General features: G+C 38.5%; 12 protein-coding genes. All 12 read right to left on the bottom strand.

Annotation, left to right across the window (positions count from 1 at the left end; genetic code table 11):
* Positions 1-46 precede the first annotated feature (46 nt).
* Positions 47-2,014: a DUF6077 domain-containing protein gene (locus RT120_RS07125; protein WP_312981219.1), complete on the bottom strand. Its 1,968-nt coding sequence runs from the start codon at positions 2,012-2,014 to the stop codon at positions 47-49.
* Between the two features lie 48 nt (positions 2,015-2,062).
* Positions 2,063-2,401, bottom strand: a complete 339-nt coding sequence (locus RT120_RS07120) for an EamA family transporter (protein ID WP_312981217.1) — start codon at positions 2,399-2,401, stop codon at positions 2,063-2,065.
* Positions 2,401-3,111, bottom strand: a complete 711-nt coding sequence (locus RT120_RS07115) for a class I SAM-dependent methyltransferase (RefSeq protein WP_312981215.1) — start codon at positions 3,109-3,111, stop codon at positions 2,401-2,403. The genes RT120_RS07120 and RT120_RS07115 overlap by 1 nt, the downstream gene beginning before the upstream one ends.
* 11 nt (positions 3,112-3,122) lie before the next feature.
* Positions 3,123-4,121 carry a glycosyltransferase gene (locus RT120_RS07110; RefSeq protein WP_312981213.1) on the bottom strand — a complete coding sequence of 333 codons (999 nt, stop codon included), beginning with the start codon at positions 4,119-4,121 and terminating at the stop codon, positions 3,123-3,125.
* A 139-nt stretch (positions 4,122-4,260) separates the two neighbouring features.
* Positions 4,261-5,670: an NADP-dependent phosphogluconate dehydrogenase gene (gene gndA, locus RT120_RS07105; RefSeq protein ID WP_312981210.1), complete on the bottom strand. Its 1,410-nt coding sequence runs from the start codon at positions 5,668-5,670 to the stop codon at positions 4,261-4,263.
* Positions 5,671-6,134: 464 nt separating this feature from the next.
* Complete coding sequence (locus RT120_RS07100; protein WP_312981201.1) at positions 6,135-6,953, bottom strand: glycosyltransferase; 819 nt, start codon at positions 6,951-6,953, stop codon at positions 6,135-6,137.
* A gap of 9 nt (positions 6,954-6,962) precedes the next feature.
* On the bottom strand, positions 6,963-8,018 hold the full coding sequence (locus RT120_RS07095) for a glycosyltransferase (RefSeq protein WP_312981194.1): 1,056 nt from the start codon (positions 8,016-8,018) through the stop codon (positions 6,963-6,965).
* A 35-nt stretch (positions 8,019-8,053) separates the two neighbouring features.
* Positions 8,054-9,160: a non-hydrolyzing UDP-N-acetylglucosamine 2-epimerase gene (gene wecB / locus RT120_RS07090; protein ID WP_312981192.1), complete on the bottom strand. Its 1,107-nt coding sequence runs from the start codon at positions 9,158-9,160 to the stop codon at positions 8,054-8,056.
* Between the two features lie 17 nt (positions 9,161-9,177).
* Positions 9,178-10,491 (bottom strand): glycoside hydrolase family 99-like domain-containing protein, encoded by a 1,314-nt coding sequence (locus RT120_RS07085; protein ID WP_312981189.1) that lies wholly within the window; start codon positions 10,489-10,491, stop codon positions 9,178-9,180.
* Between the two features lie 3 nt (positions 10,492-10,494).
* Complete coding sequence (locus tag RT120_RS07080; protein ID WP_312981186.1) at positions 10,495-13,863, bottom strand: methyltransferase; 3,369 nt, start codon at positions 13,861-13,863, stop codon at positions 10,495-10,497.
* Between the two features lie 4 nt (positions 13,864-13,867).
* Positions 13,868-15,187 carry an ABC transporter ATP-binding protein gene (locus tag RT120_RS07075; protein WP_312981183.1) on the bottom strand — a complete coding sequence of 440 codons (1,320 nt, stop codon included), beginning with the start codon at positions 15,185-15,187 and terminating at the stop codon, positions 13,868-13,870.
* Positions 15,177-15,992: an ABC transporter permease gene (locus RT120_RS07070; protein WP_312981177.1), complete on the bottom strand. Its 816-nt coding sequence runs from the start codon at positions 15,990-15,992 to the stop codon at positions 15,177-15,179. The genes RT120_RS07075 and RT120_RS07070 overlap by 11 nt, the downstream gene beginning before the upstream one ends.
* Position 15,993 lies beyond the last annotated feature (1 nt).

The raw sequence follows: 15,993 nt of genomic DNA, 5'->3' as shown, positions 1-15,993 counted from the left end.
GCGAGGATGCCCTCGTTCAGTGATAATTCCTATCATGATAGAGAATTTATTTTAATTGCCAGATATTATAGCCGCTTTCAGTTCTGACAAGGTGATATCCCAGGTCATGCAAAAAATTAACTTCTGAAGGGTTTTGAACATAGCTTTGTTTAACAATGACTGAAATGTTCATATCTCTCAATGCTGTCTTTAATTTCTCTGGTTCGGTTGGGCTAGCCGCAACAAAGCTGAATAAAAGTTTACGGTATTCCCATTTCTCACTGTTCGCAGTTTCAGGCGTTTTCAGCATATCAAAGTAAAAGAAACGCGTTCCAATTAATGGCGGATGATTCTCGAAACGGGAAATAACCCCCGAGATTTCTTCAGGCGCTAACAATACTCCCTTATTTGGGTAGGCCTGAATGCTCTGCTGAGATACCAGAAGATGCTGGCTTTTAATCTTCCAGGATGCAAATGAAAACTGGCCGTCATTGTTTGCAGCTCGTAAAGTATTTTGGGGAAGAGAATATATAATTAATCCCGTAAAAACACTAAACAAAAGCGTTTTCTGTAGCCTTGATATTCCTATACGCAACTTCGGGCTAAACAATACAATGATTATTAGCGCCAGGACACTCAATACAGGAAATGTCCAAATCGTACGCCAATATACAGGTGGGGTTGTAAGATATTTTGCCAATAGAGGAGTCACCAGCGGATTCAAATAAAACCCAAAAAATATCAATGACGGCACGATAATAAATGAAGCCAGTTTCTTATCCTTTACCAAAATTGAGCCAGCTAATATCAGAAAAGAAACTAAATAGACCTGGCTTTTTCCAAAAATCGAAATGAAAATAACTTCAGGGCTTTCAACAGCATAATCCATTATTATGGAGCTGTTTGATTCCAGGGCAACTGTAATAAGATAAGGAACCGGTATACACAACGCAATAACAATCAAAGCAGCTTTCTTTTTATTAAAACCATATAAATATAAATTCATAGCAATAGCAGTGATAAATGCTAACGGCGCGGCAAGCATCCCGAAATTAGTCAAGCCAATAGCCGCTACCGGGCAGCAGTAAAGTATGAATAAATCGGTGCGAGTTCCTGTAGGTGAAAAGAAACGAGAGGCATAATAAAAAATGGCGGGCACAATTACAGAGCAGTAAACAGCCTTTCCTTGAAATAGCCTGACAAATGAAAAGTTAGCGGAAGAACGCGGCATCTCGCCGAGCAGGATAATTAACAAAAAAGTGATAACCCCAGCTACACACCAGTAGCGGGCGGTATACTGTCGCGCTAATAAAAAAAAAGCGGTAATAGCCAAAAATACCCAAAAAGGTAACAGATAAATGTAATAAAAATCCATTGCGGGCCAATGGAATAAATAGCCTAACGCGCCGATTAGCATTTCAAAGGAAGCAAAACGATAACTGGGGAAAATGAGAGGTAAAGATGGTTCACCTAGCATTGGGTCCGAAGACAAAATACTGTGCATTGGATGCGAAGAATGAAATGCTGCCACTGCAACATAGAAGGAATCATCAAGATCGCTCCTTGACACCATTAAGGCTATCAGTACTGAGAATATCACAACAGTAATGAAAGCCAGCACTTCAACTCGTTTAATGGATTTAATATATTCATACTCAGAATAATGGGTAAGCGTTTTCTTAGAAAGAAAAGAATGCACTAAAACAAGGGTTAATAATGTCCAAAATAGCATCCATGAGATACAAATAGTAAAAGGTGTAGTAATTATTATAAATAATTTTAAATGAGAGAGGTGTTGAGTCGAAGTGCCAATAGTAGTTTCTTTGCCAGGCAAATTGTTGATAACCGTGCTCTCAATGACTTTATCTTTGAACGCTATCAGAGCATACATGGCTAAAGATAAAATTATCAGCCCGGTTCCAAGGTAGATGGCATATTTTAAATTGAGAGACGATAACACTGAGAACTGAATAGCAATTGTCCATCCAGCAAAAAATACAATGAAGACAGATAAAATAGATCTCATCAGTGCCATTATTAATACTCTTATAATTGTAAGAACCCGTAACGTGCTACTAATCACTCATCTGTTTGTTGAAAGAATAATACCTGAAATGATTAACAAAATTCCAATTCCGTACTGAAGATTAAATCGTTCATTAAAAATGAAATATGCACCTATTGGAACAATTGCAAAAGATAAAGCCATGATTGGATATATCTTTCCAAGCTCAATATATTTAAGTATCCACACCCAGCCTACCGTTGTTAGCCCATAGAGAAATACCGCTACGCTGAGTGGCAGTAAGACCTTAGGAGTAAATAGGCTACCAGTAGAGGCTAAACTTATGGAGCTTAATTTAAAAAGAATTTGACCAATTGCAATACCTATGACGCAAATTATTGCATATATATAAATCATTATATGAAATCGCTTTTTTTAACAGTAGCGTGAAATGCATAAAATAAATTCAAATCAATGGAAGGTACCGGAAAAGGCCACCATGCTTCCTGTGAGGAATGAAAATAGTGTTTAAGAATGGCAATTAGGTTATTACAAGAATTCACATGCTCCCTCGCCATCACATAATCATAAGCGATACCCTGCGCAATCGCGCGTTTGCGCGGACCAAAGTGACGCCCCAGTCGCCATGCCACTCCTGGATCGGTAGGAATCAGAATAGAAAGAGTACCTCCATCCTTGAGAACGCGCGCCCACTCTTTAATCGCTAAATGAGGTTTATAAATATGTTCTAAAACATGTGAAGCAATAATGCGATCGAATGTTGAATCCGGATAACTCAACTGCTCGCCAACCTGCGTTTCAAATTTTATCTGCTCAAATAAAGGATGATTTGCTAATTTATTGCTAGCCACTTCTAACGTCTTTGAATCCATGTCACTAAGCGTATAACTGTCAAATTTATGATTTACAAAATTCAGGTGTTCGCCAGTGCCCGCCCCAACCTCTAACACATTTTGAAAAAATGCATTTGAATTAAACGGCTTTTCAATAAGTTTATGACTGGCATGCATCACCTTCATTTGAAGCGAGCTTGAATAGTTAGATTCATCATAAACCGAAGCAAATCGCTCTCGGTATTCAAGCCATGCTTTATCTTCTTTGATCATATAGTTATCTCTCAATGACGTTGGCGGTGAATATTTCTTAAGCGATGGTAGACTTTATCAGGTACGGAATTGATATCATAGGCTAAGAATGCGAGAACAAGTTGCAATCCAAGCATAACAGGAAGAGCAGACAACATGACTGTACCGGGCGTTGACGCTAAGCCATAATTTAAGGAATCGCTCCATTTATAAATCCCAAAGATAGCGCCAAACAAAATGAAAAATAAGCCCACAGGTAACTCAATCGATGCTAAAGACATATCTCTTAAGTAATAATTATAGAAAATTCTTTTTGAGAAATTGCAAATGTGCTTAATGGTAAATTCTTTGAGAATTTTAGAAATTTTTAGGTTACTGACTTCATCGCCATACTTAGCATCCATAGGTATATCGATAACAACTGCACGTAATATATTAAGTCTGAAAAGCATATCTGTTTCAAAAAAATAACGCTTGCTCAACTTATTAAGCGGTAAATTTTTAATAACCGAGGTATGAACCGCAGTAAATCCATTTGTTGGGTCAAAAAGATTCCAGTAGCCAGAAGATAATTTTGTTATTAATGACAAAACTGCATTGCCAAACAAGCGAATCTTAGGCATGACCTTGATTTTTTCAAGATTAAAAAAGCGATTTCCTTTAGTATAATCAGCCTCGCCATCAATAATAGGCCTCACAAAATCCATAATCAATGTGGGGTCCATCTGCCCATCGCCATCAATTTTGATAACAATATCTATGTCATCTTTAATTGCAGCCTGATAACCAGTTATTACAGCGCCACCAACCCCCTGATTAATATTATGAAAAAGAGTACTAACGCGTGGGTCGTTACAGTGCTCTTCTACATATAGTCCACTTTTCTCGGGACAATGATCATCAATAACATAGATTTTATCAACTTCCGGACCAATACTAGAAATAACGGAAAGTATATGTTTTTTTACTTTATAACTCGGAATGACTACAGCAAGTTTATGATTTATAGTTGCCCTTGTAAATTCCGGCATTCCATTAAATCTCCAACGAACAAAATTATCAAACACGCAATGAAATAATAGTATGCGTCATCTTTTAGAGATAGGTGCTTAAAATAATCAGATAAAAAAGCCATTTCAAGATGAAATGGCTTAATTTTACGAAGCTTGTTTATTCAAGCCATTCAGTATGAAACACGCCTTCTTTATCGGTACGCTTATAGGTATGCGCACCAAAGTAGTCACGCTGCGCCTGAATCAGGTTAGCAGGCAACACGGCAGCACGGTAGCTGTCGTAGTATGCGATAGCGGCTGAGAAGGTTGGTGTCGGGATACCATTCTGAACGGCATAAGCGACCACATCACGCAGTGCTTGCTGATAATCGTCCGCTGCTTTTTTGAAATACGGCGCTAACAGCAAGTTAGCGATAGACGGATTTTCTGCATAAGCGTCGGTGATTTTCTGCAGGAACTGAGCACGAATAATGCAACCGGCACGGAAGATTTTTGCGATCTCACCGTAGTTCAGATTCCAGTTGTTTTCTTCAGAGGCAGCACGCAGCTGAGAGAAGCCCTGAGCATAAGAAACAATTTTGCCGAGGTACAGTGCGCGGCGAACTTTTTCGATGAACTCTGCTTTGTCGCCTGTAAACGGCTTGGCGTCTGGACCACTCAGCACTTTGGATGCCGCAACGCGTTGCTCTTTGAGGGAAGAGATATAACGTGCGAATACAGACTCAGTGATCAGGGACAGCGGCTCTCCAAGATCCAGAGAGCTCTGGCTGGTCCATTTACCGGTGCCTTTGTTAGCTGCTTCATCCAGGATCACATCGACCAGATAGATACCGTCTTCATCTTTTTTTGTGAAGATGTCTTTAGTGATGTCGATAAGGTAGCTGCTCAATTCACCTTTGTTCCACTCGGTAAAGGTTTCTGCCAGTTCCGGGTTAGAAAGGTTCAGGCCATGCTTGAGCAGGGAGTATGCTTCGGCGATAAGCTGCATATCGCCGTACTCGATGCCGTTATGAACCATCTTCACATAGTGGCCTGCGCCATCAGCGCCAATATAAGTCACGCACGGTTCGCCATCTTCCGCAACGGCTGCAATTTGTTTCAGGATAGGTGCAACCAGCTCATACGCTTCTTTCTGGCCGCCAGGCATAATGGAAGGACCTTTGAGGGCCCCTTCTTCACCACCGGAAACCCCGGTACCGATAAAGTTAAAGCCTTCAGCGGACAGTTCACGGTTACGACGAATGGTATCGTGGAAGAAGGTGTTACCGCCATCGATGATGACGTCGCCTTTATCCAGATAAGGTTTGAGGGATTCAATTGCTTTATCAGTACCTTCACCCGCTTTAACCATCAACAGGATGCGACGCGGCGTTTCCAGAGACTCAACGAACTCCTGAACGGTATAGTAAGGTACCAATTTTTTGCCCGGGTTTTCGGCAACGACTTCTTCGGTTTTTTCACGGGAGCGGTTGAAAATGGATACGGTATAGCCACGGCTTTCGATGTTCAGCGCAAGGTTACGCCCCATTACTGCCATACCAACAACGCCGATCTGTTGCTTGGACATTATGTACTCCTGTCAGGTGTTTATAAGAGTCTAAAATAAACCAGATAATACGAAAACTAAACTGAAAATTAACATAATTGCAAAAAAATATAAGAGCTTAATAATATCTGGTTGTTAACATTAAATAATTTAGGGCTATCATTATCATGCTGTGTATGTAACCACCACACTCAATCAACTTTGGGTTTTAATTGCATTCAAAGGAAACACTTCAGTTTAATAAAATAACACAAACTAAATACCCTATTAATAGGGTTACGATAAGCTCGCGGATCGAATAAAGGAAAACTGATAAAATATATTTCAAATTAAAATATAACTTGTAAACGCACCCAAAAAACATCCAAATTCTTTTAAAATCACAATTAATAGTCCAGTTATCGTGGGCATAAATGACTGGCAATGTGGTAGCAAATTAATCTATATACAACCATAATTAACATCATTATTTATCAATTTATATATTATTTAAACCAATTCCAATGATGTATATTAAAAAAAAGTATCATTGATTTAAAAAACAGGAGTATATGTTTAATACCTTTTCGCGCAGCAAACCCGCCATGATGGATAATACTGACCTGCGGTACATAAGCAATATCACAGAATTTTTTAACTCTAATACTTAGATCAAAATCTTCAAAATAAAGAAAGTAGCGCTCATCGAAACCAGCGCATTTATTCCATATATCTGTCCTAAAAAACATAAAGCAGCCACTCACCATCGGCGGGTTTATGTATACAGAATGGTTGTCTATCTCATTCACCATTTCATAGTCATTAAGCTTAGATTTAAAAAAGCGCTTAATACTCTGTGGAGCAAAACCACGAAGTAATAAAATAAATACAGAAGGATATTTTTTGCACAGACGCTGCACTTTACCGTCTGACCAAGTTACATGCGGTGTTAACAGACCGCAATTAGTATTTTTTGAAAGGTATTCAATAGATTTCTCAAGCGCATCTTTGCTCATGGTTAAATCTGGATTTAATACTAAGTGAAATTTAGAATTTAACCCTAGTGTATAGTTATGAGCTTTGCCAAATCCTATATTGGTTTTCTGCCGAATATATGTAAAGGTGCTGGGATTAAAAAAACCAGCCAAAAACTCTTGATTGACAGCAGATAATTCGTTTTCTGGAGTGTTATCAATAATGAAAACATGATAAGAGATACTTACATGCGATAAACTCAGCGCTAAGCTTTGTAATGTCTCACTCAGTTGTTCCAGTAATGGTTTATAGACAACCAAAGAAATTGTTAATTCTGCTGCTTTGTTCATTCAGATCACTTATACCAATTTCATTATGCTATTTTTAAATAATTCAGCAAATCGCATATCCCAGGTTATATGATGGGTATCGGACGGGCCAAAATAAAGCGAATGCTTGGGCACCTCAAATGGACAAAGAGTATTGCTGCTTTCGAGTTCAGCATGATGCCAGCTCATCTCTCCAAACGGAGTCGAAAGCACGGGTAATCCATTCGAACGGTACTCATAATATTTTATTGGATCAACATAGTGGGTAATCGAATTCTTTTTGAAAGGGATAAGCCCAACGTCTATCTCTGCTAAAAACTCTGGGACATCGTCATGAGAAATCGCCTTTTCAAAGAAAATATTTGCAGGTAGCTCCTTTGGCTTTAATGTTTTTAAAGGGCCTACCAGTCGAATTTTATGCGATGGATGTAAACTTGCCAGCTCAATAACCCAGTCCCAGTCAAACCAACTGGCAATCGTACCAACATAGCCAAACGTCAAAGCATCCTTAGAAAGGTCTATATCATTATTTCTCTTTAACGCGAATCCAGGGGTACAAGCATTAAGGCATAAATGCACTTTTGAGGCATTCTGAGAGAATTTTCCCTGTAAAGGGTGGCTAGTGCAAATAATGATATCAGCTAAATCTGCAATGACCTCTTCATTCTTAAGCATACTTTTAGAAGAATGACCGGTAAAAAATGCAGGATAATTATCCATAGCATCAAATATAATTTGGTGCCATAACTGTTTTTTACAAAGCTCGATTGCTAATAGGCTAGGTTTACCAATAGCAATTATCGTTTTTTCGTCTTTGAAATCGACAATTTTTTCAATCGTTTGCTTCAGAGTTTTATAATTAATAAGCTTAAACAGATGGTGAAAGGGTTCTACAGGAAAGATTGGCCGTACGGACTCGATATGCAGATGAGCGAGTTTGAGACGACCTGATGGCTCTTCAGCATGTCTACCCGGGACAAAATCCTGCAAGCCAGGAAGGCGTCCAGGATAAGGATTAATCCAAAGCACCTCACTAATTCCAGCATGCAATGCATGCTGGATAAAATAGTGCGGTCTTTGACTCATGCTCGCCCAGGGGACAGGAGACAAATAAACGAGTTTCAACTTTTAACCTGTTCAAAATACGCACGAACTATCTGAACAATTCTCTCGCTTGATTTCCCGTCACCGTAAGGTGAAGCACCTTTAGCCATTGCGCGGTAAGCATCAACATTATCAAGAAGAATTGACGCCTCGTTAATAATATCTTCCTTCTCGGTGCCGATTAATTTAACCACACCTTCAGTCACCGCTTCAGGCCGTTCGGTATCTCTTCGTAAAACAAGAACGGGTTTACCTAACGCCGGAGCCTCTTCCTGAACGCCACCAGAGTCCGTCAAAATGATATAGGCTTTTTTCATCGCGGAGACGAAAGGACCATAATCGAACGGAGAAACCAGTTTGATGCGATCATGGTTAAGCAGATATTGATCAACCACACTACGGATATTTGGGTTTGGATGCACCGGGAATACAACACAAATATCATCATATTTATTGACCAGCTCAAGTATAGCCTGACATGTATTGATAATAGGTTGCCCAAAATTTTCGCGCCGGTGCGAGGTAACGAGTACCATGCGTTTATTTTCAGGGATATCTACTTCCAATGGAAAATCTTTTTGCGCAGTGGCCAACAAAGCATCGATAACGGTATTACCTGTTACAAAAATTTGTTCAGGATTCATTGCTTCACGAAGAAGGTTATTTTTCGAAACATCGGTTGGAGCAAAATGCAGGCAGGCAAGATTACCTGCTAGTATCCTGTTCGCTTCCTCAGGAAATGGTGAATAGAGATCGTGAGTTCTCAATCCAGCTTCAAGATGGGCGAAAGGAATTTTCTGATAGAAACAGGCTAATGCTGTGACAAACACCGTTGTGGTATCACCCTGGCCAATAACTAAGTCAGGCTTTGCTTCCGTAAGGATCTTATCAATGCCTACAATCAGCCTGGACGTCAGTTCAGGTAAAGTCTGGCCTGGCTGCATGATATTGAGATCATAGTCAGCTTTGATATCAAATAACGAAAAAGCCTGATCAAGAAGATCTCGGTGCTGGGCTGTGGCTAATACACAAACCTCAAAATCATCACAATTTTTAAAGGCATTAACTACCGGCGCCATTTTTATTGCTTCAGGTCTAGTGCCAATAACACACATTATTTTCATATGATATCTCGCTAATCCTATTTGCGACTAGATTCAACCGCATCTTTGGTGGCTTGTAAGAAGGCATAACCATATTCACGGTCTGGTTCCAGATAGGCACCTTCACCCCATTCGTTCCAGGCATTAATGAAAATCAGGTTATCTTCAAGATCGTCACGATGGTAAGATTCTGTAATGACATCTTCAAGCCATTGCTTATACAAAGCGGGTGATGAATTTTGGAAAATCATACCCTTATTGTTACGCCGTGCGGTGTTGTCCCACATTGGCATAACGGCTCGATAAAGTTTATTATGGTTATATTTGAAATACTTTTTCTCAACCACAATATCTTTATAATCTAAAACAAGGCCTTCAAATTTCGGCTGGATAAAGTCAATTTCGGTGGTGATGTCTTTGCAGTGCTTAAATACCGTACCAGGGTGGAATTCACTTTGTGCATCGAAACCTAAAGAAATAAGGTCCTGATCCCAGGTATGTTCTTTAACACCAATGATGTGGATATCGCCTATCCCTGCTTCACGGCACTTTTCACGCCAATGTTGAAGAACATTTTTGCAGTCTGGGATAAAGGAAGGGCGATAAACCGTAAGCACAGGTTTACCTGCAACTTTAATGTATCGAGGATCCTGCATGTATCTGATCGTGCTTTCAATGAATGCCTTGTAGCTTTCTACGCTATCGCTTTGCTTCATTAAAATTTCACCGCAAGTCCCATCAAAACGGCGAGTCCAGGATTCATTAGCCCAACACAGAGAAAAAGGTATATCAATGTCTGGGTTATCCATGAATAAATCAAGAGGTTGCTCTAATAAACGAGCGCCATCAAACCAATAATAATAAAAGGAGAATCCATAAACCCCATACTTTTTAGCAAGCTCGACTTGCCTTAACATATTCTCTTTTAAACGGAGATCGTAAAAACCTAATTCACCCGGCAATCTTGGCTGAGAATGACCAACAAATTGCGGCTTAGCGCGGCAGACGTTATTCCATTCGGTAACACCTTTCCCCCACCATTCATCATTTTCTTTATTAGGATGAAATTGAGTAAGATAATATGCAATGACTTTAGCATCGGTATCTTGACGCACATATTCAGCCTCTGTTTCTGCTACATATTCTTCAGATTCAGGCTTTGCAGAATCAAGCACCTGCTTAATATAAGCATCTTTAAGTGCGATTCGGTCATTAGGGGTAATGTCGCTATCATCTTTTACTGCATTGCGCATTCTTCTTCTGATGCTCCCGATGAAAGCCTCTTTTTTATCATCACTGAATGGCAATTGCCAATAAATATGCTTAATAGTTTGATAAAGCTTAGACTTCATTTATTACCCCTTGTTTACAACATTATTAACGTGAATACCAACTAACTGCAAGTAATCGACGGTTTTAGACTGCCATGAGTTTTCAACCGCTTCATTTTGTAAAGTAAGTTGATATTCAGCATTACTCTTTAACGTTACCGCTTTTGCAAGATTTGCTACAAATGCCTCATGATCTTCAGCTTCAGCAATTAAGCAACTTTCATATTTGAGACATTCAACAAGATCAGTGGTTACAATAGGTTTACCTAACGCCATGTACTCGAATAGTTTCACCGGTGAGACAGACTCGGTAAGCTTATATTTTTTAAATGGAAGAATGCCGATATCATAATAATAAGCATACTGCGGAAGTTCAAAATAAGATTTACTTCCAAGAAAATATACGTTTTCTCGTTCCAGTAATCCACTTTCTCTCATTGAGCTATCATGCTCATAGCCAATCAGTAATAAAATATAATTATCGTTAGCGGCAATCTTATTTAGTAATTCGTAATCAATCCACTTAGCAAGAGCACCATGATAACCAATAATTGTTTTGCCTTTAGTAATAATATTAGCAAGATCGCTCGGTACTGACTTAGGTGTGGTATGCCAATGACCTATATCAACACCATTAGTAGAGAGCAGCATATTTGTGTTTCTATAGGTTGCTACTTCTTCGTACAACTTCGTTGCTGTCGCAACGACATAAATCGATTCATTGCTCAGAATCCATTTGTGACGCTCTACTACAAACTCTGGGAAAGTACCGATAATCTCTTCGCTAATTTCATCAATGTATTCGTATACGACCTTACAGCCGATTTCCTGGAACTTGATCAGTTCATCGATCGAAGTTGCCATATCAATGGATTGAACCCTAACGACTTTTACTGCTGCTTTGTTAGCGTTCAGGGCTTCTTTGATGCGTTGGTTAATAATGGCGTCCAACGCATCGAAAACATAAACATCATCCTTAGTTTTATCATATACAAACAGATCTTTATCTACCTGAATATGTCCCCCATAAAGCGCCAGCCCGCCTAATTGTGCAGACTGAAGCGAGAGATGTTGAAAACGTTGGAATAAAGGAGTATTCCATCCCATAGGAACATGAAATAAATCTATGAAATTTTTCTCATTTTTTATGAGTTGTTCAATCTCATCAATTCTTCGAGCATAAAGCTTATTCTTATTAACTTTACGTAAGTAGTTATTTGATAAAGTCCAGGCAGTTTTTACTGAAAGAGGAACTGATTTGATTACACCGTGCCTACGTACGCCTTTATAGCCACGGATAATAACATAATTTAATTTACTATTAGGGCTACTATATAATTTGTTAGAGGCGTAGGATTTAACTTTTTTTATAGCCGTTCGCACACTTCTTAGTGGAGACGTGACTTTCCAACTCAATGATGCTTTTAATAGTTGCTCATTCAAACGCAAATGCTCAATTTCATTATAAAGAGCATAGATGCCACTTTGCTGCTCTTCTTTCTCTAATGAAAGATCATCAAAAGAAGTACATTTATCGTTTAAATTGTTAGTTAAACCAGCAATAAACAAGTGTCTATCTTCTAATTCTTCTTTTAATGTATCTATTTCGAGTTTTAAAGAATCAAGTTCATGTTTAAAAGTATCATTTTCATGTAGCAGGTTAGCATGGTTATTTTTTAATTGCATTACGTCTTCAATCAATGGACGAGTTTTAATTAATTGTGTTGAATACCAACTTTGCAATTTTTCTTTATCAATACTGGTAACCTGACTTTGTAAGTCCGCTTCAAAAATACCTAGCGTATCGAGCTCTTCATCTGAAATATTATATTCAAGAGCATTAAAGCATAGTTTCACAAACTGATGTCGGTTAAGATCGTTCACATGCTCATTATAACCAAATCGGGTATTAGACTGGATGGTTATCAGTAAAACTCTAAACAGCAACCATTTTAAAGAAATATTGCCAATATATTTCCACTCTTGATCGATTAATTGCCATCCAGATTTATTATCACATATTATGTTTTGAGGAATGCAATCAATTAACGCGCCATCCACTTCATTTTTAAGAAATTCTGGTGAATATTCATACTCATTAAAAGAATGGAGTTTAATAATATAAACGATATAATCTTTTAGAATAGATATAAAATCATCTAACTGCCAATAGTCTTTAGAAACGATTTCAGAAATACGATCGTTCAAAGACTGACCGCTAATGTACGATGTAATGGGAGAGATTTGGTTAATTAAGTTATCAACCTGTTCGATTTGCTGCCCGTTTGGGACCATACGTTCGGTGATAACTTCAATTGAGTTATTATCGTTTGTATTGAAAATACTTTGTTTGCAAAACCTTCTACTTCTTGCGGTACTATAATGAAACGCAATTGCTTCCTGATCAATAACGCTATCGACTATGCTATCCGGACCGGCAACAATCAAAAATGAATTAGACAAATCCATAGCAAGATTATTATCATGAATCACTTTCCAGGCTTTTTCTTGCGAGAAAAAGAGATAATTGGGAAGCTGATAATCTTTTAATGCATTTTCTGATGCAAAGGCTGATGCATTAAATCCTGCAACATCATAGGCCGATTCACAAACAATTGAATTAGGGGTTTTATAATCTGGGAAGGGAGCAAAAAACTTCTGTGAACTAAAACCAGCACTCTTGATTAAACGAGTAATAGCGTCTTTGCCAAACGTTTCAGGATCAGTTTTTGTATATCGACCTTCGATACCATACATAATTCTCCAGACATGATCCTCTGGCGACCCAGCAAAATATTTTAAACCTAATTGATTTTCGATAGCGATAATCAGAATACCATCAGGCTTGAGCATTTGCCGAATAGTTTCCAGCATTGTTTTTGCTGGGTTTACTGAATCAGTAAATAAATTCGCATATTCAAGAACACCAATTAAGGTAATGACATCAAACTTTGATTCAGTCTGAAAGTCAGAAAACTTCTCCGCTAATAACGTTATATTGTTCAAATCACGGGTGCGCGAACGAGCAATACGCGCACGTCTGATTGATCCTTCAAGGGCCAGAACATTTGCTCCGCATTCCCCCAGATAACGCGTGATAGCCCCGCAACCAGCGCCAATTTCCAGAACATCAACATTGCTCAATTTTTTGGCAAATGGGCGTAGGATATTTGAACGTTGAGAACCAAGATGATAGATAGTCGGCCAATCGGTACAGTGCTTTTTTAATTCGTCTGAGAGTACAGAAACATCTTTTACACTGGTGATGATGGAATAAATATTTTCCTCAATCTGATCGCCATCACTATACTTTATGCTTTGATAATTAGGATTTTTATATACGCCTGATTCATCATCAAAAACATATTTTTTTGCGTCGAATAAATTGCTCATGGAATTAGCCATTCCTTTCGGTCTTGTTCATTTTCAAGTGCATATTTGATAGGCCAAACATTTTTTTGTCTGGCTCGACATAGATATGGATAGCATCGTATCGTCTATCGTGAGGCTCAACATCTTCCGAAGCTTTGCTGGCTACACCAAGGGATATAAAATAATCGCCCGGTGCAAGATTACAGATAAATTCCATGCGAATAATTTCAACAGAATCTTTATTGCCTGCGTGTTGAATATCCTGGAATTCAAGTAACTCAGAATTGCTTCCGTAGACGGTCACACCTTCTTTATTTTTAACCGTGAAGCCAAGGATTGGTCTGAAAATAGTTTCGATGAATTTTATTGATACTGAAAGCGTCAACCGGGCCCCAGATTTTACTGTTGCAGGATAAATATTTTCGCCATCAGTTAAAATATAATCGAGAATTAGGGCTTTTTTATCTCCCCATCGATAACTCAGGTGGTTAGATACCGGACGTGATAAAAAGACATCTTCTGATACGCTGATACCCTCTTCACTTTCAACGATATCGATCTGTTTAATTTCTTTTCCAGAATTATCACTATTAGCCGTTTTTTTGGTTTTACCAAACAGCAAATCTAAATAATGGTTGGTCACATCGCGTGGCTTACCAATATCTTTAACCACACCGCTGTCGATCAAAACAGCCTTTGAACAATGCGTGACAATTTGCTCAGTTGAGTGAGTAACGAGCAATATGCTGGTCCCGCTTTCTTTGAGTTGTTTCAGCCTTTCAAAACATCTGGCCTGGAATTTTGCATCGCCAACTGCCAGCGCTTCGTCAACAATAAGGATTTCTGGCTCAATTTGGGCCTGAACCGCAAAGGCTAAACGAACCATCATACCGCTGGAGTAGGTTTTAACAGGCTGATCGATAAACTCGCCGATATCTGCAAATTCCACGATGCTCTGAAATTTCTCGTCAATCTCAGTTTTTGATAATCCCAACAGAGTAGCATTAAGATAAACGTTGTCCCTACCCGTAAAATCCGGGTTAAAACCTGAACCTAGTTCCAGTAACGCTGCAATCCGGCCATTGGTTGCCACTGAACCTGATGTGGGATTCAATGTACCGCAAATAATCTGCAATAATGTCGATTTACCGCTACCATTTTTACCAACAATCCCAACCGTTTCACCTTTTTTAACCTCAAACGAAATATTTTTAAGAGCCCAAAACTCTTTGTAATATTTTCCCTGAGCGCCTGAAAACATTTGTTTTAAACGATTTACCGGTTTGTCATAGACATGATAGCACTTGCTTATATTTTCAACTTTAATGGCATATTCAGATGACATCAGCAAATCCTTTTCGTGTCTTTTGGAAGAAATAGAACCCAAACCATAAAACAAAGAGTGAGGCTAAATAGCAATAAGGTAAGAATTGATCAACACCCTGCCCAAAGAAAATCACTGCCCTGAATGACTCAACGAAATAAGTCAGCGGATTTATAAATAAATAATGACGATAGTTTTCGGGCAACGCTGTGACAGGGTAAAAAACAGGTGACATAAACAGTAAAACAGTAATGATTAAATTAATAAATTGTGCGATATCCCTTACATAAACGCTTAATGCGCTTAAAAACCAACTTAAACCCAAGACAAAGAAAAGAAAGGGTAATAAGATTAGTGGGAAAAGCAACATGCTGAGATGAGGCGCACCAAAAAAAACTACATATGCGATTAGCCAGACACAAAAGCTAATGAAAAAATTAAATAATGCACTTCCTAAACACACTGGCACCAGAATTTCTAATGGAAATACGACCTTCTTAACGTAGTTTGCATTTTGCAATATTAAGGATGTCGATCTGGCAATGCATTCGGAAAAAAGGTTAAAAATAATCATCCCTGCAAACAGGACCAGTGCAAATTCGGTTTTTGAGTTGCTGTTAATACCCCATTTTGCTTTAAATACAACGCTAAAAACAAAAGTATAAATGGCCAACATAACTATTGGTGTGATAATGGACCATAGTACTCCAATATAAGAGCCATTGTATTTTGAGTTTATATCTCTCGCAATTAAACTCTTTAGTAATGCGAAGTTCGATTTTAACGACTTAAGAATATAAAATGGTGAAGTATTATGATTTAACATA

The organism is Atlantibacter sp. (assembly GCF_032062175.1).
GTDB lineage: Bacteria > Pseudomonadota > Gammaproteobacteria > Enterobacterales > Enterobacteriaceae > Atlantibacter.
The sequence above is the reverse complement of the archived record's forward strand: the minus strand, read 5'-3'. Positions and strand labels throughout refer to the sequence as shown.

Excerpts from the sequence above, each read along its gene's own strand:
- RT120_RS07125 (WP_312981219.1), bottom strand. The coding sequence starts at position 2,014 with ATGGCACTGATGAGATCTATTTTATCTGTCTTCATTGTATTTTTTGCT.
- RT120_RS07120 (WP_312981217.1), bottom strand. The coding sequence starts at position 2,401 with ATGATTTATATATATGCAATAATTTGCGTCATAGGTATTGCAATTGGT.
- RT120_RS07115 (WP_312981215.1), bottom strand. The coding sequence starts at position 3,111 with ATGATCAAAGAAGATAAAGCATGGCTTGAATACCGAGAGCGATTTGCT.
- RT120_RS07110 (WP_312981213.1), bottom strand. The coding sequence starts at position 4,121 with ATGCCGGAATTTACAAGGGCAACTATAAATCATAAACTTGCTGTAGTC.
- gndA (WP_312981210.1), bottom strand. The coding sequence starts at position 5,670 with ATGTCCAAGCAACAGATCGGCGTTGTTGGTATGGCAGTAATGGGGCGT.
- RT120_RS07100 (WP_312981201.1), bottom strand. The coding sequence starts at position 6,953 with ATGAACAAAGCAGCAGAATTAACAATTTCTTTGGTTGTCTATAAACCA.
- RT120_RS07095 (WP_312981194.1), bottom strand. The coding sequence starts at position 8,018 with ATGAGTCAAAGACCGCACTATTTTATCCAGCATGCATTGCATGCTGGA.
- wecB (WP_312981192.1), bottom strand. The coding sequence starts at position 9,160 with ATGAAAATAATGTGTGTTATTGGCACTAGACCTGAAGCAATAAAAATG.
- RT120_RS07085 (WP_312981189.1), bottom strand. The coding sequence starts at position 10,491 with ATGAAGTCTAAGCTTTATCAAACTATTAAGCATATTTATTGGCAATTG.
- RT120_RS07080 (WP_312981186.1), bottom strand. The coding sequence starts at position 13,863 with ATGAGCAATTTATTCGACGCAAAAAAATATGTTTTTGATGATGAATCA.
- RT120_RS07075 (WP_312981183.1), bottom strand. The coding sequence starts at position 15,187 with ATGTCATCTGAATATGCCATTAAAGTTGAAAATATAAGCAAGTGCTAT.
- RT120_RS07070 (WP_312981177.1), bottom strand. The coding sequence starts at position 15,992 with ATGTTAAATCATAATACTTCACCATTTTATATTCTTAAGTCGTTAAAA.